Origin of the sequence: Salaquimonas pukyongi (assembly GCF_001953055.1) — a bacterium.
Classification (GTDB): domain Bacteria; phylum Pseudomonadota; class Alphaproteobacteria; order Rhizobiales; family Rhizobiaceae; genus Salaquimonas; species Salaquimonas pukyongi.
In genome coordinates, this window is record NZ_CP019044.1 from 2,599,437 (window position 1) to 2,618,180 (window position 18,744).

Annotated in this window: 19 protein-coding genes; 8 read left to right on the forward strand and 11 right to left on the reverse strand. The window is 59.6% G+C overall.

Translation table 11 applies throughout. The annotated features are described in order from the left end of the window. Positions 1–66 precede the first annotated feature (66 nt). The gene (locus BVL55_RS12420; RefSeq protein WP_156892538.1) at positions 67–525 is read left to right on the forward strand and encodes a hypothetical protein; all 459 of its coding nucleotides are present in this window, start codon (positions 67–69) and stop codon (positions 523–525) included. Between the two features lie 31 nt (positions 526–556). On the opposite strand, the gene BVL55_RS12425 is transcribed toward BVL55_RS12420, so the two are convergent. Beyond that, positions 557–1,366 (reverse strand): hypothetical protein, encoded by an 810-nt coding sequence (locus BVL55_RS12425; RefSeq protein WP_156892539.1) that lies wholly within the window; start codon positions 1,364–1,366, stop codon positions 557–559. A gap of 309 nt (positions 1,367–1,675) precedes the next feature. Between BVL55_RS12425 and BVL55_RS12430 the strand changes: the two genes are divergently transcribed. Continuing rightward, positions 1,676–3,295 carry a TadE/TadG family type IV pilus assembly protein gene (locus tag BVL55_RS12430; RefSeq protein WP_156892540.1) on the forward strand — a complete coding sequence of 540 codons (1,620 nt, stop codon included), beginning with the start codon at positions 1,676–1,678 and terminating at the stop codon, positions 3,293–3,295. A gap of 73 nt (positions 3,296–3,368) precedes the next feature. Here BVL55_RS12430 and BVL55_RS12435 read toward each other — a convergent pair whose 3' ends face one another. Then, the gene (locus BVL55_RS12435) at positions 3,369–4,286 is read right to left on the reverse strand and encodes a DMT family transporter (RefSeq protein ID WP_205410796.1); all 918 of its coding nucleotides are present in this window, start codon (positions 4,284–4,286) and stop codon (positions 3,369–3,371) included. A 182-nt stretch (positions 4,287–4,468) separates the two neighbouring features. Here BVL55_RS12435 and cobT point away from each other — a divergent pair, with 182 nt between their 5' ends. From cobT to cobC, 3 genes are read left to right on the forward strand one after another with little or no spacing between them, the layout of a single operon-like run. Next, the gene (gene cobT, locus BVL55_RS12440) at positions 4,469–5,509 is read left to right on the forward strand and encodes a nicotinate-nucleotide--dimethylbenzimidazole phosphoribosyltransferase (protein WP_075997166.1); all 1,041 of its coding nucleotides are present in this window, start codon (positions 4,469–4,471) and stop codon (positions 5,507–5,509) included. A gap of 52 nt (positions 5,510–5,561) precedes the next feature. Beyond that, the gene (gene cobS / locus BVL55_RS12445) at positions 5,562–6,308 is read left to right on the forward strand and encodes an adenosylcobinamide-GDP ribazoletransferase (RefSeq protein WP_075997167.1); all 747 of its coding nucleotides are present in this window, start codon (positions 5,562–5,564) and stop codon (positions 6,306–6,308) included. A 4-nt stretch (positions 6,309–6,312) separates the two neighbouring features. Further along, positions 6,313–6,861: an alpha-ribazole phosphatase family protein gene (cobC, locus tag BVL55_RS12450; protein WP_156892541.1), complete on the forward strand. Its 549-nt coding sequence runs from the start codon at positions 6,313–6,315 to the stop codon at positions 6,859–6,861. 3 nt (positions 6,862–6,864) lie between these two features. On the opposite strand, the gene cbiB is transcribed toward cobC, so the two are convergent. Genes cbiB through cobA form a run of 4 tightly spaced genes read right to left on the reverse strand, consistent with a single transcriptional unit; the run spans position 6,865 to position 11,056 of the window. After that, entirely contained in the window at positions 6,865–7,839 is a 975-nt protein-coding gene (gene cbiB, locus BVL55_RS12455) for an adenosylcobinamide-phosphate synthase CbiB (RefSeq protein ID WP_075997169.1), read from the reverse strand. Then, positions 7,832–8,878, reverse strand: coding sequence for a threonine-phosphate decarboxylase CobD (gene cobD, locus BVL55_RS12460; protein ID WP_244530506.1), 1,047 nt, complete (start codon positions 8,876–8,878; stop codon positions 7,832–7,834). Before cobD ends, cbiB begins: the two co-directional genes overlap by 8 nt. Further along, positions 8,878–10,158, reverse strand: coding sequence for a cobyrinic acid a,c-diamide synthase CobB (locus tag BVL55_RS12465; RefSeq protein ID WP_075998138.1), 1,281 nt, complete (start codon positions 10,156–10,158; stop codon positions 8,878–8,880). Before BVL55_RS12465 ends, cobD begins: the two co-directional genes overlap by 1 nt. 49 nt (positions 10,159–10,207) lie before the next feature. Continuing rightward, positions 10,208–11,056, reverse strand: a complete 849-nt coding sequence (cobA, locus tag BVL55_RS12470) for a uroporphyrinogen-III C-methyltransferase (protein WP_075997170.1) — start codon at positions 11,054–11,056, stop codon at positions 10,208–10,210. Positions 11,057–11,141: 85 nt separating this feature from the next. Between cobA and BVL55_RS12475 the strand changes: the two genes are divergently transcribed. From BVL55_RS12475 to BVL55_RS12485, 3 genes are read left to right on the forward strand one after another with little or no spacing between them, the layout of a single operon-like run. Beyond that, positions 11,142–12,257: a cobalt-precorrin-5B (C(1))-methyltransferase gene (locus BVL55_RS12475; protein WP_075997171.1), complete on the forward strand. Its 1,116-nt coding sequence runs from the start codon at positions 11,142–11,144 to the stop codon at positions 12,255–12,257. After that, the gene (locus BVL55_RS12480; RefSeq protein WP_244530507.1) at positions 12,250–12,969 is read left to right on the forward strand and encodes a cobalt-precorrin-6A reductase; all 720 of its coding nucleotides are present in this window, start codon (positions 12,250–12,252) and stop codon (positions 12,967–12,969) included. The genes BVL55_RS12475 and BVL55_RS12480 overlap by 8 nt, the downstream gene beginning before the upstream one ends. Then, positions 12,959–13,309: an MmcQ/YjbR family DNA-binding protein gene (locus BVL55_RS12485; protein WP_075997173.1), complete on the forward strand. Its 351-nt coding sequence runs from the start codon at positions 12,959–12,961 to the stop codon at positions 13,307–13,309. The genes BVL55_RS12480 and BVL55_RS12485 overlap by 11 nt, the downstream gene beginning before the upstream one ends. A gap of 202 nt (positions 13,310–13,511) precedes the next feature. Here BVL55_RS12485 and cobM read toward each other — a convergent pair whose 3' ends face one another. The 5 genes from cobM to BVL55_RS12510 are packed head-to-tail and all read right to left on the reverse strand — an operon-like array spanning position 13,512 to position 18,744. Beyond that, a complete protein-coding gene (gene cobM / locus BVL55_RS12490; protein ID WP_075997174.1) occupies positions 13,512–14,288 on the reverse strand; it encodes a precorrin-4 C(11)-methyltransferase in 777 nt (258 codons plus the stop codon). Then, positions 14,285–16,117 (reverse strand): precorrin-3B C(17)-methyltransferase, encoded by a 1,833-nt coding sequence (gene cobJ, locus BVL55_RS12495; RefSeq protein ID WP_075997175.1) that lies wholly within the window; start codon positions 16,115–16,117, stop codon positions 14,285–14,287. Before cobJ ends, cobM begins: the two co-directional genes overlap by 4 nt. A gap of 5 nt (positions 16,118–16,122) precedes the next feature. Further along, on the reverse strand, positions 16,123–16,884 hold the full coding sequence (gene cobI, locus BVL55_RS12500) for a precorrin-2 C(20)-methyltransferase (protein ID WP_075997176.1): 762 nt from the start codon (positions 16,882–16,884) through the stop codon (positions 16,123–16,125). Continuing rightward, positions 16,881–18,101 carry a precorrin-6y C5,15-methyltransferase (decarboxylating) subunit CbiE gene (gene cbiE, locus BVL55_RS12505; RefSeq protein ID WP_075997177.1) on the reverse strand — a complete coding sequence of 407 codons (1,221 nt, stop codon included), beginning with the start codon at positions 18,099–18,101 and terminating at the stop codon, positions 16,881–16,883. Before cbiE ends, cobI begins: the two co-directional genes overlap by 4 nt. A 7-nt stretch (positions 18,102–18,108) precedes the next feature. Continuing rightward, positions 18,109–18,744 carry a precorrin-8X methylmutase gene (locus BVL55_RS12510; protein WP_075997178.1) on the reverse strand — a complete coding sequence of 212 codons (636 nt, stop codon included), beginning with the start codon at positions 18,742–18,744 and terminating at the stop codon, positions 18,109–18,111.

Sequence of the window (18,744 nt, forward strand, 5' to 3'; positions counted from 1 at the left end):
TGTAACCGGCAAATCAAAGGCCTGGGAGCAATCCTGCGGAAAGCGGCCGCGGCGGTAGTTGCCGCCATGATCATTCTTCTGCCTCCGGTTTCTGCCACCGGCGGCAGTGGCACGCTTCACTTCGGCGGCAACATTACCTATTCGAACGCGTGTGCCATCGTGGTCGGCGCGCCGGGAACGATCACGCCCAATGCCGACAGCACGAAACTGAGCTCAAAGAATGCCGGCGGACAACAGGGTGTCGCCGACATCTATTCGATCCGCCGCTATCGGATTTCCGTTTCCTCGCCGGACTTTTTCACCAATGCACCGTCCGGCGGCAACGACACCACAACCTTCACAACAACGTTCTCGGGAGAAAGCCTTTATCGCGGCAGGGATTTTGCCGAGCGGCCAGGTGACAACTCTGTTCGCCTGCGCAGAGGCTACAGCATAACGCGGGTCTATGTGGACCTGGAGGCAGAGCGCCCGGATTCGTTTCCGTCGGGCGACTACACGGCCGTTACCATCGTAAGGTGTGAATAGGGACTTTCGAACAAAAGTCTGGTTCGGCAAGTCAGCCTTTCGCCGCCGGCTCCACCTTTTCCAGAATCTGGCTCCAGGTCATTTTGCCATTGCCGATCTGTTCCTTGACCGTAACGCCAAGCGCCGGTGCAAACCAGACATAGTGGACCATTTGCCGCGGCAGGCCTGCAGGGGTCGGCAGCTTAACCTTCATCGCCTGGTAAACACCGGCTGGCAGTTTCAGCCGCTCAATGCCGATGACCGTGACGATACCGCCACCCTGGCTGATCTTGCCGCTGTTATGATCTTTCATCTTCCACTGCATTACCCACTTGTCGCCCGCTTTCATGGGGAAACGGTAACGCTCTTCGACAGGTTTGAACGTCGTTAATGCCTTGTCGCGGGAATCGCGATATCCCTTAAGGCCGAAATTGCCGGTGTCGTAATACGCAAATGTTGTCTGATCGAGACCCTTGACGGACTTGAACCGGACATAGGTTTTATCGCCCTTGGCGAGGGTGCCATCGGCAACATAGCTGATGACCGGCGGCAGCGTGGACCAGTTATTGCGCCAGGTAAAAACCGTTCCCTTCTCGGGCGGCCGGTAATGTGTGATGACGCCGCCCTTCACCGGATCGCCGGTATCTTTTCCCAATGCGGCGGTTTTCGTTTCCTCGTCGGCGGGCGGCGTCTCGGGGCCATCCAGGACGGCTGGCTGGTCCGCCGCCGCCTCAATGGAAGCAGTTTCCACTGTATCGATTTCATCGGCGGTTGCATTCTCCACAGAACCAACAGCCGATGTATTCTGACAGGCAGCAAGTGTGGCCGTAAGCAGCAGGGCGGCAGAAATTCTCGCAAGCATGTGTAATTCCCAAATGACGTGGAAACCCTGCAGATAATGCGTTTTTTGCATTAACGAACCCTTAGCGGCGAACCGCTATCCTCCCGTCATCGCCTGCCAGAACCGGCATCGAAGAGGTGTCTTGGATTTCCCGTACAACGCTTCGCAAAACACGGCTCTGCAATACTTAACAAACGGCAAAACGGAAGCTGAAAATGCAGATTGCCGCCTGAACCGGATCGTAACACCCCCCATGTTAAAACAGCGTCGATGTGGGGCATGTCACTAATTGGACCTGCAAAAAAAGTTCCGTTGGAGAGCGAGGAAGCCATGAAAGGCATCGTAAGAAAATTTCTGAAAGATGACGGAGGCAACTTCGCCATCATTCTCGGTCTTGCCCTGACACCGGTCATCATGTGTGCCGGTGTGTCGGTTGACTATGTCGGTTTCAAGCGCGTTGAAAACCGCATGACGCTGTCTGCTGAATCCGCCCTTCTTGCCGCCTCCAAAGAGGTCAAGAAGATGCAGGAAGAGGACTACGCCGATAACGGGCGCTACGACTACTCCAACGAGCAGTATGTTGCGAAACTGGATGAGGTGTTCAAACCGTTCTTCGAGGCCAACTACGAGGCCGGCGGCTACGATCTCGACAGGGAAAACTACACCCTAGAATACATTGAGGTCGACAACGTCACCAAGCTGGCAGTTGCCATGGACTACGACACCGCCGTGATGAAAGCCTTTGGCTACGACCGGCTGACCGCGCGGAAGGAAATGGTCGTCAATCTCAAGGTCCAGCCGAAAAACTACATCATCGACATCGTCATGTGCATTGATGCAACCGGCTCGATGCAGAACACCCTGGACGCGGTTCAGGCTTCGGCAAAAACGTTCAATACCGACCTGCGCACCGAGCTTGGTGTCGGGGAGTTCTCCCAGAAACTGAAAATCAGGGTTCGTCCGATCTTCTATCGCGATTGGGAAGAAGGCCGTGATTATCAAAATGCCTATGCCGGCTATGAGCAGGATCTGCAGGACTGGGAAAACGAATGGGGCGACTGGGAGCCCGGCGACGGTTCCGGCCTGTCGGAATCTGAAAAGAACCAGTTCCGCAACGAGTTCAACTACAGCAGCTGGTACTACAACAAGAACGGCAGGTGGAGAAAATCCAACCGCAATTGGAAACCCAAGACCCACAAGAGGGTCAGGCATGAAGGCACGAAATATTACTTCCGCGACATGGCGGAACTGGAAGCCTGGATGAACACGCTGGAAGGTTCGGGAAGCAGCGAACCGCCGCCGCGTCCGGAACCGCCGGTCAATCACGGCCTGAACATGTATGGCGACTTCATCGATCTCGACCCGAGTGAAGAGGAAGCTGCAAGGGCTGGAGAAGACCGCCTCTCCATGCGCAGCGACCGTAACGACCTGCTCGAAGGGTTCCTGGGCAGCACCCACGCCTTTGGCGGCCATGACTGGCCGGAAGCTGCCGGTGCCTGCCTCAACGAAGCCGTCCGCTCGGACTGGTTCGACAACCAGTCCGCAGAGGCTCGGGAGTATTTCAAGATTCCGGACCATCACATGATCATCCAGCAGGGTGAGCCGATACCCGCACAGACCTACACACTGGTGACCCCGGTTCCGGTTGTGGTCTTCTGGTCGGATGCGACAATCAACAGCCTGTCGCTGAGCAGACAGTACCTTTCTTCAACGACGCCAACCAGCTGGGCTTCTTTCAAGAACCTCTGGCAAGACCCCTCGAAAATGGAGCAGTCGCACAAACTGCTGGTTCGCTTCGGTCCTGAAAGTGCCTCCGGGTTCAATACCATCATGGGTTGGGACCGCACCTATTACGGTGGCAGCCTGACGGTCGGAAACCAGCAGGCGGTCAAGGTGATCGCAGAGAAAATTCTGGACTCCATTCCGGACATGCTCAGGGTCGGTTCCTGACACCGGCAAACATAACAAACGGAAAACCCCGCCACTGGCGGGGTTTTTTTGTGTTTCGCGGGAGTTGCCGATTTCAGGCCCGAGCCACCGCAGCGACAACAACCGCCATACCGGCAATCTGCACCGGCGTCAGTGTTTCGCCGAACAGTAACCAGGCGAAAACCGCTGTGAACACCGGCACCAGATAAAACAGCGAAGCGGTACTGGCGGAACTGTTGCGGCGGATAAGCACCATCAAAAGCATGACTGCGCCCAGCGAAAGAACCACCACCAGCCAGACCATGGCCAGGATAAATTGCAGCGTCCACTCGATGTGTCCGGTTTCGAAGAAAAATGACAGAACCGACAAGAACAAACACGCACCGAAATACTGTGCAGTGGTTCCACTGACCACTCCCACATCCGCTGCGAAGCGCTTCTGGTACACGGTACCAAGAGCGATCGCCAGCACCGAAAACAGCGTGACAGCAGAATTGAGCGGTGTAATGCCGGTAGCCTCGGCTACCCCTTCAAGCCGCGGCAGGATAACCATGAAGACCCCGCCAAGCGCGAAGAAGAAGGCGATGATCTGGCGCCTTGTTGCCTTCTCGCCGAGCAGCAGCCGGGCAATCAACACCGTAAGCAGCGGCTGCATGGCGACAATCAATGCTGCAATGCCCGCCGGCATGCTATTGTCGATCACCCAGAAGACCGCGCCCAGATACCCGCCATGGATGAGAATGCCCGTCACCATGGAATGACCGGCAGCCGGAAGCCCCGGCCATTGGCGTTTGAGCAAAAGGGCCATAACGATCAGCAGAACAAAGGTGATCGCCATGCGCACGGCAAGAAAGGTGAACGGCTCTGCATAGGGCAGGCCGTATTTCGCCCCGATGAACCCCGTTGACCACAAGAAGACAAATATGAATGGCGCAACGCGCTCAAGCATGCCGGGCCCCGCCCTTGCCGGTTTCAACACTGCATGGCGCAACGCCATTTCGACCCTGTTCATGAGTCGATGACCCAATGCCGTAACTGCCCCGCGGGAAAAGGCAAGTGGGTATGCGCCGGTTGTCATGCCGGCAAGGCTTCTGCTGGCGCTAAATTAACCCCCCATGCCGCTTTCAGGCTTGGCATCGCGATCCAGCCGCCCTATGCGATGGGAAGGAACTTTACAAAGCAAAGACAGGCACCATGCTGGCAGACTTTTCCATCTCCCGACTGGACGAAACCCGGCGCGAGCGCATCCAGAGCGCCATCGACAACAAGACAAAACCGCCCGGTTCTCTGGGCCGCATTGAGGAACTGGCGCTTGCCATCGCGCTTTGCCAGCAAACCGAAACCCCATCTGCTGATCCCGCCCGCCTGCTCATATTTGCCGGCGATCACGGCCTGACGGCAGAAGGCGTATCCGCCTGGCCGAGCAAAGTTACCACCCAGATGGTCTTGAACTTTCTGTCCGGTGGCGCCGCAGCGAATGTCTTCGCCAAAACCAACAATGTAGCGATCACCGTGGCAGATGCCGGCATCATCGGCGACTTGCCGGACCATCCCGATCTCGTGCGGGCCAAAATTCGGAAGGGAACCGCCAACGCCCTTCAAGAAGATGCCCTGAGCCTTCAGGAGGTTGACCAGGCATTGGCGTTCGGTGCCCGGATCGCCGCCGATGCCGTTCAGAATGGGACAAAGACCGTGTTGCTTGGGGAAATGGGCATCGGCAATACTTCCAGCGCCAGCCTGCTTGCCCATGCCATTGCCGGGATCGACCTTGAAACGCTGACCGGACCCGGTGCAGGGCTCGATGGGGACGGAGTAAACCGCAAGCTGGAAATTCTTCACAAAACCGCTGCCCGCAGGCCCGGAGAACTTGAACCGCGCGATGCGCTGTCAGCCTATGGCGGGCTTGAAATCGCCTGCATGGCTGGCGCGCTTATCGGCGCTGCCAGCGCCGGCGGCATGGTATTGGTCGATGGCTTTATCGCCACAGCGGCGGCACTTTGCGCCCTGAAAGCCCGGCCGGAAGCTGCCGGATACACGGTATTTTCGCACCGCTCAAAGGAGCCTGGCCACCACGCTGTTCTTCAGGCCCTTGATGCAACACCGCTGCTCGACCTTGATCTTCGGCTTGGCGAGGGCACCGGCGCACTACTTGCCTTCCCCCTGCTTCGCAATGCCTGTGCAATGTTGAACGACATGGCAACCTTTGAAAGCGCCGGCGTTTCTGGCAAGGAATAAGGTCAATCTCGAACGGCCACAGGCATTCAGCCTGGGCTGAGGGAACACCGGCATGAACGATACTTTGCAGGACTTGCTTGCCGCCTTGCGCTTTTTCACCCGCCTTCCCCTGCCAGAAGATAGCGGCGAGGGAAAGCCTTTGGCTACCGCAGCAACCGGCTTTCCATTTGCCGGCTTCGTTGTCGGCGCGCTGGCAGCCCTTGTGTGGGCTATTTCCGCCACCATACTGCCAGCCCTTCCCGCTGCCGGTCTTGCCATCGCTGCAGGCTTACTGGTGACCGGTGCTCTTCATGAAGACGGGTTGAGCGATTGTGCCGATGGACTTGGCGGCGGCACTACCCGCCAGCGCGCGCTGGAGATCATGCGCGACAGCCGTATCGGAGCCTTCGGCGCTGCAGCCCTGATCATGACCATCGGCCTGCGCTGGGCTTCCCTGGCTGAACTTACCATGATCGGCGGCGTCCTAGCGCTGCTGACTGCCCATACGGTCTCCCGGGCCGCCATTCTCCCGGCGCTGGTCTATTCATCCTATGCCCGCAAAGAGGGGCTTGCCAGCACGGTCGCCGGCGGCATTCACTCATCACAACTATTCATCACCATTGTCATATCGTTGCTGCTGGCATTGCTGTTTGGCGGCCTTGTCGGCCTTGCGGCAGCCAGTGTTGCGTTTGCGCTGGCATTTGCGTTTCTCAAGTATCTTGAGGCACGTCTTGGCGGCTATACCGGCGACGGGCTGGGCGCCATGCAGCAGATCGCCGAAATCTCCGTCATGCTCTTTTTCTGTGCTGCGTGGACGTGACGGCATGATCTTCCTGCGCCACCCCACCCCTGATATCGAACCGGGCATCTGCTATGGACGCACGGATCTGGACATTGCCGAAATCGGCCACACCCAGGTCGAGCAAGCCTTGCAGACAACGCCAAAATTGTCCCGCATTGTCGCAAGCCCGGCACGCCGGTGCCGCAAGCTTGCCCTTGCGCTCGCTGAGCGCGACGGTCTGGAACCCATCTTTGACGAGCGCCTTTGGGAAATGCACATGGGCGAATGGGAGGGCATCCCGTGGAAGGAAATCGACCGGGCCCTTACCGAGGCCTGGCTGAACGATCCGGTTAACAATCCGACGCCGGGCGGTGAGTCCTTTGCCGATTTGCAGACCCGTGTTGCCGAAGCCACCGCAGAACTCGACGACCATCTGGCGCTGGCAACAGCGGTCGTCTGCCATGCCGGCCCTATCCGCGCCACGCAGATGAACTGGCACGGACTGACCTTTCACGATGCCTTTTCCGAGGCGCCGCCCTATGCAGAACCCTTGCGGCTGCTCAAACCGGGCTGGCGCGAACCGAAAGCCTGACAATCAGGCAATTACCCAGCTCAGCAGGATAAGTCCGGCAAAGACAAGGCAGGCCGTCTTGATGAGACCCGTAGCTGCACGAATGTCACTGGCGTCGAGATCTCGCTTGCCGCTGGCATTGATATAGGCTTGTGTAACCGGTCCCGAGGCATAGATACGCGGCCCGCCCAGTGCGAAATTGCAGGCGCCCGCCACCGCCGCCTCCGGCCATCCGGCGTTGGGAGAACGGTGCAGACCCGCATCGGCGATCGCTGTGGACATGGATTTACGGGCGGAAATCACTCCCCGGTACGCCAAGGCCGCGAGCGCAACAATACCCGCTGAAAGCCGGGCCGGAAGCCAGTTCGCCAGATCGTCGATCTGGGCTGCCACCTTGCCGAAATGCTCGTAGCGGGTATTGCGGTAACCGATCATCGAATCAGCCGTGTTGATGATCTTGTAGGCGATCACACCCGGAAGGCCGAACACCGCATACCACAAAGCAGGCGCCACAACCCCATCGGAGTAATTCTCCGCCAGGGATTCGATGGCTGCCCGGCAAACTCCGGGCCGGTCCAGCGTTTTCGGGTCACGGCCGACGATTTTGCCCACTGCCGTCCTGCCGCCCTCAAGATCCTGCTCCGTCAGCCCATCCGCCACAGCCGAAACATGGTCGATCAGGCTACGCTGGGCGATCAGCGAAAAGACGATGAACCCCTCCAGTACCATGCCCAGAATGCCAAGGGGACTAAACACACCATGCAGTAAAACACCGCAGACAACGCCCGCCAGGATCATCATGGCGATGCAGATTGCACCCTTTCGGTAGCGGGCGCCATCCTCATCGCTTTCCAGATTAAAGCGGCGATCGAGCCATGCGATTGCCTTGCCGAACCCCACCACGGGATGGGGTATCCGCGACCATAGCCATTGCGGTTCGCCAAACTTCCAGTCGGCGGCAAGTGCCAACAGCAAGATCAGCAGCGCTTCGTCAGCCATGGGCCTCATGTCCTGACGTGCGTTTCATGGCGCCGCCGTCTGCCATCACTTGCGAAAGCGCAATCTCAAGCCGCGAAAAGGCCGCTTCATCGCCGCATAGCCCAAACCGCAACCGGCCCGGCAAGGTTTCGAAATCGCGCACAAGAATGTGCCGCTGCGCCAGGCCGTCTGCGATTTCTGTCGCCCGCTCATGACCGGCAAAAACGAAAAGCGGATGCACCCCGCAAATCGCAAAACCCTGGGCTTTGAGCAAACCTGCCATGGCTTGGGAATCGTTCTGCAACCGGCGGCGCGTTTTCGCAACCCAGCTGGTATCCTGCAATGCTCGGGCTCCAACGGAAAGCGCCGGACCCGATACACTCCACGGACCCTGCAATTCCTCCAGCGCTTCAGCCAGAGCCGGCGAACAGACGGCAAATCCCAGCCGCAATCCCGCAAGACCGAAGAACTTGCCGAAGGAGCGCAGCACAATCACATTTTCCGGCAGCAATGGAATCAGACTTGCTTGCGGACTGGTATCGCAAAAGGCTTCATCTATAACCAGCCAGCCAGCCCGCGCACGCATGCTTTCCGCCAGCACCAGCAACTGATCTTGCGGCGTCACCCGGCAATCAGGATTGTTCGGATTGACCACGACCAGAACCCTGGCTGCTTCCGGCACCGGTTCGCCGTGGCGGATTTCGCTCACAGCCAACCCCGATTTTCGCCACACATGGGCGTGCTCGCCATAGGTCGGCGTGACAACGGCGATCTGATCGGCATCGAGTACCCGCGGCAGCAATTCGATCAATGCCTGCGTACCGTTTGCCACCACTACCGCAGCCTCTTCCGGCACGCAGTAGCAAGCCCTCGCTGCCGCCTTCAGGGCATCTTCGGCGCCACGGTCCGGCAGCCGCTGCCAGCTCTCAATCTTGATCGGCGGCAGCGGATAGGCGTTTGGATTTATGCCGGTGGAAAGGTCGAGCCAGCCGGCACGCTCCCCGCCATATCGCATCATTGCCGCATCAAGCCCGCCGCCATGGGCAATCCGTTCCCCCATCACCCCGCTCCCCCTTCAGCATCGATGACGTGAAGATAGGAACCCATCACCCGGCCCTTGCGCAAACCACTGGTTCCAAGATCGGTGCCCAGTGCATCACAGACGGAAAACAGTGGCTCTCCTTCTTCGCGAACCGCACGCGTATAATGAAACTCATGGCCGCGCAGCTTTTGGCCCAGGGGAAAGCTGCCGTGGGAAGTGATCCGCCGGTACCCCAGATGCAGTTTGCGCTGTTCAAAACTGGTAACCAGCGGCAGCAGGCCGAGCATGGCATGGTTTTTTCCCGCCCCGTCGATCAGACCTTCGCCCAACACCATGTAGCCGCCGCACTCTCCATAGACCAGTGCTTCGCGTGCCACGACCACTTCCATGCCTTTCTTGAACTGCTCCGCCGCCGCAAGCTGTGCAGCATGCAATTCAGGATACCCGCCGGGCAGAAACACCGCATCTGCATCCAGCGGCGGCGCTTCATCTTCAAGCGGAGAAAAGAAACTGATCTGCGCGCCCTGCATACGCCAGTCCGCCAGCATATGGGGATAGCAGAAGGCAAATGCTGCATCCTTTGCAACGGCAATCTTCTGACCCAGAGGCGGCACGCGATTGGCGGCCATACCGGCATTCCCGGCGGACTGAAACAACGATGCCAGCAAATTCATGTCACACGATTGTGCTACCGTCTGCGCTGCTGCTGCAATGAAGGCATCGATATCTGCTTTTTCCCCCGCCTGGACAAGGCCCAGATGACGCCGTGGCAGGCAGAGCGCATCGTCCCGTTTCACGACACCGACAACCGGTTTGCCAACCGGTTGCAGCGCAGCGCGCAACAGGGCTTCATGGCGCTTACTGCCCACCTTGTTGAGCAACACGCCCGCCACCGCAACGTCCTCTCTGTGCCGGACAAATCCCCCGACCAGCGCGGCAACAGAATGAGACTGTTTTGCAGCATCCACCACCAGCAGGACCGGCATGGCAAGGCTGGCGGAAAGATCGGCAGCTGAGCCGCTGCCGTCGGCGGCGCCGTCAAACAGGCCCATCATCGCTTCGGTGAGGAGATACTCCGTCTCCTGCGCCGAGGCCAGCGCCAGCAAGCGGTCAACTTCCATTGCCCAGGGATCGAGATTGACCGATGGCCTGCCGGTTGCTGCTGCGTGAAAAGCGGGATCGATATAATCCGGCCCGGCTTTCGCTCCGGCAATATCATATCCCCTGTCCTTTAACGCCCGCAGCAATGCCAGCGTCAGCACCGTCTTCCCGCTGCCGGAAGCCGGCGCGGCAATCATCAGCCGTTTCTGGGTTGAAAGGTCAGCCAAAAGCCGAATCCAAAGCGCGTCAACCGGACCCGGAGGCCCGGGAACCCGCAGTCCTTCCAAGAGGGTCGGGATCGAGTTTGCGCCCTTCAAGCGCTCCGCGCCAGTCCAGCGCCTTGCGCAGTTTTACCGCTTCGCCAACGACAACGATGGCGGGCGGCGCAAGGCCGGATTCAGCCAAATCCGATACCGACTGGCCCAGCGTCGTCTCCAGAACCTTCTGGCTTTCCAGTGTCGCATCGCAGACAAAGGCAACCGGTGTTGCAGATCCAAGACCGTGCTCCATCAGCCGGGCGCAAATGTTCTGCCAGTGCTTCATTGCCATGTACATGACGATGACGGGCGACCCCGCCGCAACGCTTGCCCAGTCCACCGCATCGGGAACGGTACCGCCAGAATCGTGGCCCGTCAGAAAGGTCACATTGTGGTTGATGTCGCGATGGGTAACCGGAATGCCGGCATAGGCAAGCCCGCCGATCCCGGCCGAAATGCCCGGCACGATGCGAAAGGGTATACCGTGCTCGACCAAGGTCAGCGCTTCTTCACCTCCACGCCCGAAAACAAACGGATCGCCGCCTTTCAATCGCAGGACCTTCTTGCCCGCCCGCGCCAGTTCCACCAGCAAAAGGGAAATGTCGCGCTGGTTGGCAGAAGGCTTGCCGCCGCGTTTTCCCGCATAACGCAGCTCGGTATCAGGCCGGGCACCGGCCAGAATTTCCTCATTGACCAGCGCATCATAGACAATAACATCCGCCTCGCCGATGGCACGGGCAGCCAATACCGTCAGAAGGCCCGGATCACCAGGCCCCGCACCGGCGAGCCACACCGTGCCCGGCAGAAATACGTCCTGTGCTTTCAGTTCTTGTGCCACGTGTCCGACAGCTCATGGTTTACCGGGTCAATCATCATAAAGCAGCGCGATTGGCCATCGCAATCGCGTCACCTATAAGGCGTTTATGAGTAAAGTGGAACGCAAAGGCAAACCGGAGGATGCAACGCCGCTAAGGCGGGGCTGGACCACTGGTGCCTGCGCCACGGCCGCAACCAAGGCCGCGCTGAGCGCGCTGTTTACCGGAAGCTTCCCCGATCCCGTCTCCATCACCCTGCCAAAGGGGGAAAGACCCGCCTTTGCCCTGGCCAGAGAAGAACTAATTGATAATGCTGCCACAGCTGCCATTATCAAGGATGCGGGAGACGATCCCGACGTCACCCATGGCGCGCTGATCATCTCCACTGTTCGCATGGGGGCGCCCGGAAGCGGCATTGCCTTCAGGGCCGGAAACGGTGTTGGCACGGTGACCAAGCCGGGCCTTCCCGTTGCGGCCGGCGAGCCGGCGATCAACCCGGTGCCCCGGCAAATGATGCAGGAAGCCGTCCAAACGCTTTGTGCTGAACATGGCAAAGCACCGGACATCGAGATTACCCTTTCGGTGCCGGATGGGGAGGAAATGGCCCGACACACCTGGAACCCGAGGCTTGGCATCATCGGCGGCATTTCTATCCTCGGCACCACCGGCATCGTTCACCCGTTTTCCTGCTCGGCCTGGATTCACTCCATTCACCGCGGCATCGATGTCTGCCGGGCCAATGGATTGACCCATGCCATTGCCGCCACCGGCTCAACCTCTGAAGATGCCGCCAACGCGATCTACCACCTGCCGCTCGAAGCCCTCCTCGACATGGGCGATTTCGCCGGCGGGCTATTGAAGTATCTGCGGGTCCATCCCATCGCCCGCCTGACACTCGCCGGCGGCTTTGCCAAGTTTACCAAGCTTGCCCAGGGCGCCATGGACCTGCATTCGGGCCGCAGTCAGGTCGACTTGGATTGGCTTTCCGGCCAGGCCTCCACACTGGGGCTCAACGGCGCTGAAACAGAAGCCGTCCGCAACGCCAATACGGCACTCGAAGCACTTGAAATTGCCACCGGCAAGATCGACCTGCCGGGCCATATTGCCGCCCTTGCACAAAAGCAGGCCCTTGCCATCCTGCGCGGCGCGCCGGTGGACGTGGAAGTGCTGATCTTTTCCCGCGATGGAAAACTGCTCGGCAAGGCAGGCAGCTTCCGTGGCTAGAAAAGACAAAATCCTTATCCTGGGCGGAACACAGGAAGCCGTCGAACTGGCAGACGAACTGGCGGCCAAAGGCCATGACGTCACCACGTCACTGGCCGGACGCACCAGGGAACCCCGGCCCGTTACCGGTAGCGTCCGCATCGGCGGATTCAGCGGCGATGGCACAACCGGTGCCGAGGGCCTTGCGGCCTTCCTGATCGAAAACGGGTTTACGCGATTGATCGACGCCACCCATCCCTTTGCCGCCAACATCTCCGCCAATGCGCGCCAGGCGGCACAAACCACAGGCGTCATCTTCGAAAACCGGCAGCGTGCCCCATGGCGAAAACTGGACGGCGAGACCTGGATCAAGGTGGCATCCCTTGAAGAAGCCCGCGACACGATCCCTCCCGGCGCTCGCGTTCTGCTTGCCCTCGGCAGCCAGCACATCGCCAGCTTTGCCGCCCGCAAGGACGTTCATTTTGTCCTGCGCATGATCGATAAACCGGCCGAGCCCCTGCCCTTTGAGCGCTACGATCTCGTGCTCGGCCGCCCGGCCGACAATACTGCCGCCGAAACCATGCTGCTGAAGAGCCATGACATTACCCATATTGTCAGCCGCAATTCAGGCGGCAAGGGCGCTTACGCCAAGATTACGGCGGCCCGTGAACTGGGCATTCCGGTGATCATGATAGGCCGCCCCGTTCAACAGGAGAAAACCCATGAGCCGTGATCTCGTCAATGAAATATGCCGCGAACTGCCTGGCGCGGAAGTTTCCGATCCCTGGGGCGGCGGCCACGATGCCTGGAAGATCGGCGGCAAGATGTTCGCCTGTATCGGCTCGGTAACACCCGGCGTTTCGGTCAAGACCGACAGCATAGAGACCGCACAAATGCTCATCGATGCGGGAGTTGGCACCAAGGCGCCCTATTTTCATCGTTCCTGGATTTTGCTGCCCTGGGATTGCGAACCGGAGGAACTGCGCCACCGGCTGGTGCAGTCATACAAGATCGTACGCTTCGGTCTTACCCGAAAGCAGCAACAGGCACTGCCTGAATTCCCGGACACCTAGAGCGTGTCCTGTTTAAATGGAAGCAGTTTGCATGGATGGATTTTTCGTTTCTGGCAAGGAGAACACCGCAGCGCGGTGCCTTGCCACCTCGCGAGGGTTTCGACGAAGTCAGGTTGGAAAGGCTTCCACAGCCGGGAGCTTAACCTGTTGAAAAACCTGTCATTTCTGCAATCGTTTGAGCGTGAAAGGCTCTAACTGCCGCTCAGCCTACCGCTTTCTTTTTCCCCCGGTTTCTCAGCACGTGGGAATAGTCGGCATTGTACAGATCGCTGTCGCGGAACTCGGCCTCTCCGAATACCGGCCCGACGAGGATCAACGCCGTGCGGGTGATCTTTGCCTTGCGCACTTCCTCACGCATTTCAGACAGCGTGGTGCGGATATAGAGTTCATCAGGCCAGGTGGCACGATAGGCAATGATCACCGGGCAACCCTCACCATAATAAGGCTCAAGCGTGCGCCGCACATGATCGAGATTTCGGATCGACAGGTGGATGGCGAGCGTCGCCCGCGACCGGCCGAGCACGTCCAGCGTCTCATGTTCCGGCATACTGGATGCCTTCATGCCTGTACGGGTAATGATGATCGTCTGGGCAATTTCCGGCAGGGTCAATTCCGCCTTGAGCCTTGCAGCCGCACCGGCAAAGGCGGGAACGCCGGGCACCACTTCATAATCGATCCCCAGTACATCAAGACGGCGCATCTGTTCGGCAATCGCCCCGTAGATCGACGGATCTCCCGAATGCACCCGCGCCACATCCTTGCCCTGCGCCTGCGCTTTTTCGATTTCGGCAATGATCTCATCAAGATGCATTGGTGCTGTATCCATCACCAGTGCATCGTCAGGGGCGCACGCAACGATTTCCTCCGGCACCAGCGAACCGGCATAAAGACAGACCGCGCAACGCTCCACCAGCTTCTGCCCGCGAACGGTGATGAGATCGGCCGCGCCCGGCCCGGCACCAATAAAATAGACGGTCATGCCCCGATCCCCGTGCCCTGCTTTGCCGCATAACCGCGCGGAGTATAGACCCAGTTCCGGCCGTCGCCGGTACAGATTGTGCGGGTTTCACTCGATCCGACGATCACCACCGTAAGCATGTCGACATCATCCACCTGCAGTTCTGACAGGGGCACAACACGGACCTTCTCTTCCGGACGTCCCAGATTGGTTGCCAGAATCACCGGCGTATCAGCCGGGCGATGCTCAAGCAGCACATCCCGCGCATAGGCCAGTTGTGTCCGCCGGCGTTTTGAAACCGGATTATAAAAAGAGATGACAAAGTCGCCTTCCGCCGCCGCCTTCACCCGCATCTGGATCGCCTCCCAGGGCGTCAAAAGATCGGAAAGCGAAATCGTGCAGAAATCATGTCCCAGCGGCGCACCGGCCCGTGCGGCTGCGGCCTGCAACGCCGATATGCCCGGTGAAACCTCAATCCCGATACGCTGTGCTGCATCGGTCAGGCCCCCCTTGGCGAGCAATTCGAACACCAGCGTTGCCATGGCATAGATACCGGCATCGCCGGAACAGACCAGCGCCACATCCTTGCCGGTGCCTGCCAGTTCCATGGCATGGCGCACCCGGTCCTCCTCCTTGCCCAGATCAAAATCATGCCGGGTTTTACCGCCGGAGATATCGCCTATCAAATCGAGATAAAGCGAATAGCCGACCAGATCGCTTGCCGCACCGATCATCCGGGCAACCTCCGGCGAACGCCAGCCTTCCTGCCCCGGCCCGATGCCGACGACAAAAAGCCGTCCGCGTTGCCTGCCTGTTTTTTTCATTGTTGCTTCCGTGAACACGTGGCCAGAGCGGGCAATTGCCGCCGTTGCCCGTTTCGATTTTCGTTTTGGTTGAACCAGTTCCGCCCCCTCACCGGCCGCCGCCAGGGCCGCACCTTCGGCAACCCCGTGGCAACCAACCTCGGCGAAAACAATATCAGAGGGGGTTGCAAGCCTCGGCGTTTCCGTTTCCAGGGTGTCGGCAGAAAAGAAACGTGCCGGCACGCCGAAATGGCCTGCAACGGCATGAATGGCTGCTTCGTCCGCCTTAACATCGATGGAGGCAACCATCGCCACGGCTTGTGGCGCCACATTGGAAATCCCAAGGGTTTCAACCGCCAATGCGATGGCCTCCTGCCGGTCGCATCCCCGCTCACAGCCCATACCGAGAACGCACGTCTTTGGCACATAATGCAAATCGAGCGGTCCGCAGGCCTGCGGCCTGTCGCTGGCGATCAGCTGCACGCTGCCTTCATCTGAAACCGGCAGATCGGCCTTTTCGAGCCAGGAACACGCACCGGCAAGCCGCGCCTGCTCGCCCGCCAGCAAAGCCGCCATAACGGGTTTGGCGTTTTGCGGATCGGCAAGTGCCCAGCCATCAGGCGGTGCATCCAGGGCAATGCCAAATCGAAGATCACCCGCCGTGGTGATCGCCGCATGGCCCTGCAAGGCAACAGCAATCTTTCGCGCAAGATCGTTGGCGCCACGGTGCCCGCCCAGCAGCGGTACAGCCGAACTGCCGTCCTCGGCGACGGCAATTACCGGCGGCTCCTTCTGCTTGTCGGACAGATGCGGCGCCAGAATTCTGATGAGCGATCCTGCCGCCATGATGCCGATAACCGGACGCCCGGCGCTGAATGCTTCGGCAATGGCATCGCCGATGCGCTCGGCATGCTGCGATGCGCCATCAGCCCGCCCTTCCGGCGCAACCGTCTGGCCGCCCATACAGCCGGCAATTTTCTCTGCAACAGCCAAACCGGTTTCCGAAAGAACGGCAATCAGCGGATTATCAAGGTTGGGGCGGCTCATGGCGCTCAGGCATCCTCCGCCAGGGATTGAACGGGAATAGCTTGCCGCACCACCCAGTTTTCCGCGCCCTTGTAAATCAGGATCATGGAAAAATACGGCGCCTTGCCTGCATCGCATTCATCGAGCGGCAGAACCTGCTGGTTTTCAAGCGTCACCCGCTCAAGATAGCCCGCCTGGGCAATTAGTCCCATGCGCTCGATCAGCGCCCTGATACGGGAAAAATGCCTGCCGACCTTGATGATCGCGACCGCATCGCTTGCCTCGATCTGGGCCTGCAAGACCTCATCCGGCAAGGGGCCGGGCAAGACCGTCAGCACGTCATTGCGGGCGGCAAGCGGGCGCTGCAAGGCCGCCGCTGATGCCATCAGCGAGGAAACACCAGGAACAATTTCGCAGGTGAAACGGTCCGACAGCCGCTCGAAGAGATACATGAACGATCCGTAGAAAAACGGATCGCCCTCACACAGCACGACTACATCGCTGCCGGCTGCCAGATGACCGGCGATGTCTTCTGCTGCCGCATCGTAAATGGCAGCCGCGGGAAAACGCTCCACGCGCATCGGAATGACAATCGGAATCTCCGTCTGCTGCTCCGTCAGGAATCCCGAAACGATGGAACGGGCGAAGCTGTCGCCATCATCGGGAGCCGGATAGGCAACGACTTTTGCGCTGGACACAATGCGATGGGCTTTCAGCGTAATCAGTTCCGGATCGCCGGGCCCCACGCCAATACCGTATAAAACGCCCTTTTTGTTGCGGCACTTCATGGCTTGGTCACCGCTCCCTTGATGACCGTCCACTGGGTTACCGTCATATGGGGTTTCATTGCGCGATAACGGCCAACCGGAACCGCTTCGCTCGCCGCAATCCGCTCCAGCGTCCCGCCATGTTTTCCCGCAAGCACAACCAGCCGTGCTTCGCTCTCAAGCGTCACCGCATTGGCGGCCAGCCTGCCGCCAGGCCTGAGAGCCCGCCATGCGGTTTCGAATACGTCCTTCTTTGACAGCCCGCCACCGATGAACACCGCATCGGGAGCGGGCAGGCCCCGGAGCGCTTCCGGCGCTTCGCCCGAAACGATCTGCAGTTTCGGTACACCCAGGGTCAGCCGGTTTTTGTTGATCATTTCGCAGCGCGCCACATCAGGCTCGATGGCAATGGCACTTGCCCCGCGCGCTGCCCGCATCCATTCGATCGAGACAGAACCGCAGCCCGCCCCGACATCCCACAACAGCGCGTCGGGATATGGCTGCAGGGCGGAAAGCGTTGCCGCCCGTACCGCGCGTTTGGTCAACTGGCCGTCATGCTCGAAAGCACTGTCCGGCAGGCCACCCGTGCGCGAGAAGGCTTCAACACCGGCATCGGCCACACATTCGATGGCCAGCACGTGAAAATCGGGTGCCTTGCGCCGCCAGTTCGCCGCGATGCCATCAATGCGCTTTTCCTTCGGTCCGCCGAGACTGGCAAGAACACTCATGGGACTTTGCGAAAAACCTCGCCGTTTCAGAAAAGCGGCGACTTCCTTCGGGCTGTCGCCGTCGCGGGTCAGCACCAGCAGCCGGACACCTGGGGCAAAATGCGGGATGATCTGCTCTGCTGCCCGGCCATGGACGGTAACCGTCTCCACATCGGCAAGGCTCCAGCCCATCCGGCAGGCCGCCCACTGAAAAGCCGAAAGTTGCGGGAAAAACTGCACCTGCGCCGCCGGAATACTCTTCAAAATACGCGCGCCCACCGAATACCAGAGCGGGTCTCCGGTCACCAGTATGACGATCCGCCTGCCCTTGTGGCGCCTGATCTCGTCGATCATGGCATCAAATGGCGACGGCCATGCAACGCGCCTTGCGGTCACATTATCCGCCAGCTTGTGGTGACGGTCGCCGCCGATGATGATCTCGGCTTTCTCAACCAGGCTGCGAGCCTCCGCAGACAGGCCGTCCATGCCATCCTCGCCTATGCCTATTATGGAGAGCCAGGGTCTGGACATCACAGCCTCAGGATTTGCCCGTGGCAAGATAGGCAAGTGCATTGACAACCGATGATGCCATGGCGCTGCCGCCGCGTCTGCCTTGCACGGTGATGAAGTGTGTCCCGCGCGGGTTTTTCGCCAGTTCCTCCTTCGATTCAACCGCACCGACAAAGCCCACCGGCAGTCCCACGACAAGCGCCGGAAGGCCCGCCCCTTCGTCAAGGCGTTCCAACAGGCGGAAAAGGGCCGTTGGCGCATTTCCGATAACGCAGATCGACCCGTCAAGATCATCCCACAAATCCACCGCCGAAGCAGTGCGCGTATTCTTTGCCGCCTTGCCATGAAAGCCGGCGCGCGGATCGTTGAGGGTGCACACAAGGCGCGATGCCCCCGGCAGGTTTCGCTCAATAATGCCGGCCTTCACCATCTCCACGTCGCAGTAGACCGGACAATTGTTTTGAAGCGCGGCAACACCCGCCTCCGCTGCTCCTTCGGAATAGGCAAGATCATCGACAACACCGGTCATGCCGCAAGCATGAATCAGCCGGACCGCGACACGTTGCATGGCAGCAGAATGGGCGGACAGATCCACTTCCCCTTCGATGGTCTCGAAAGAGAGCCTGTAAATCTCGGCCGGATCGCGGAGATAATCGAGCGGCAT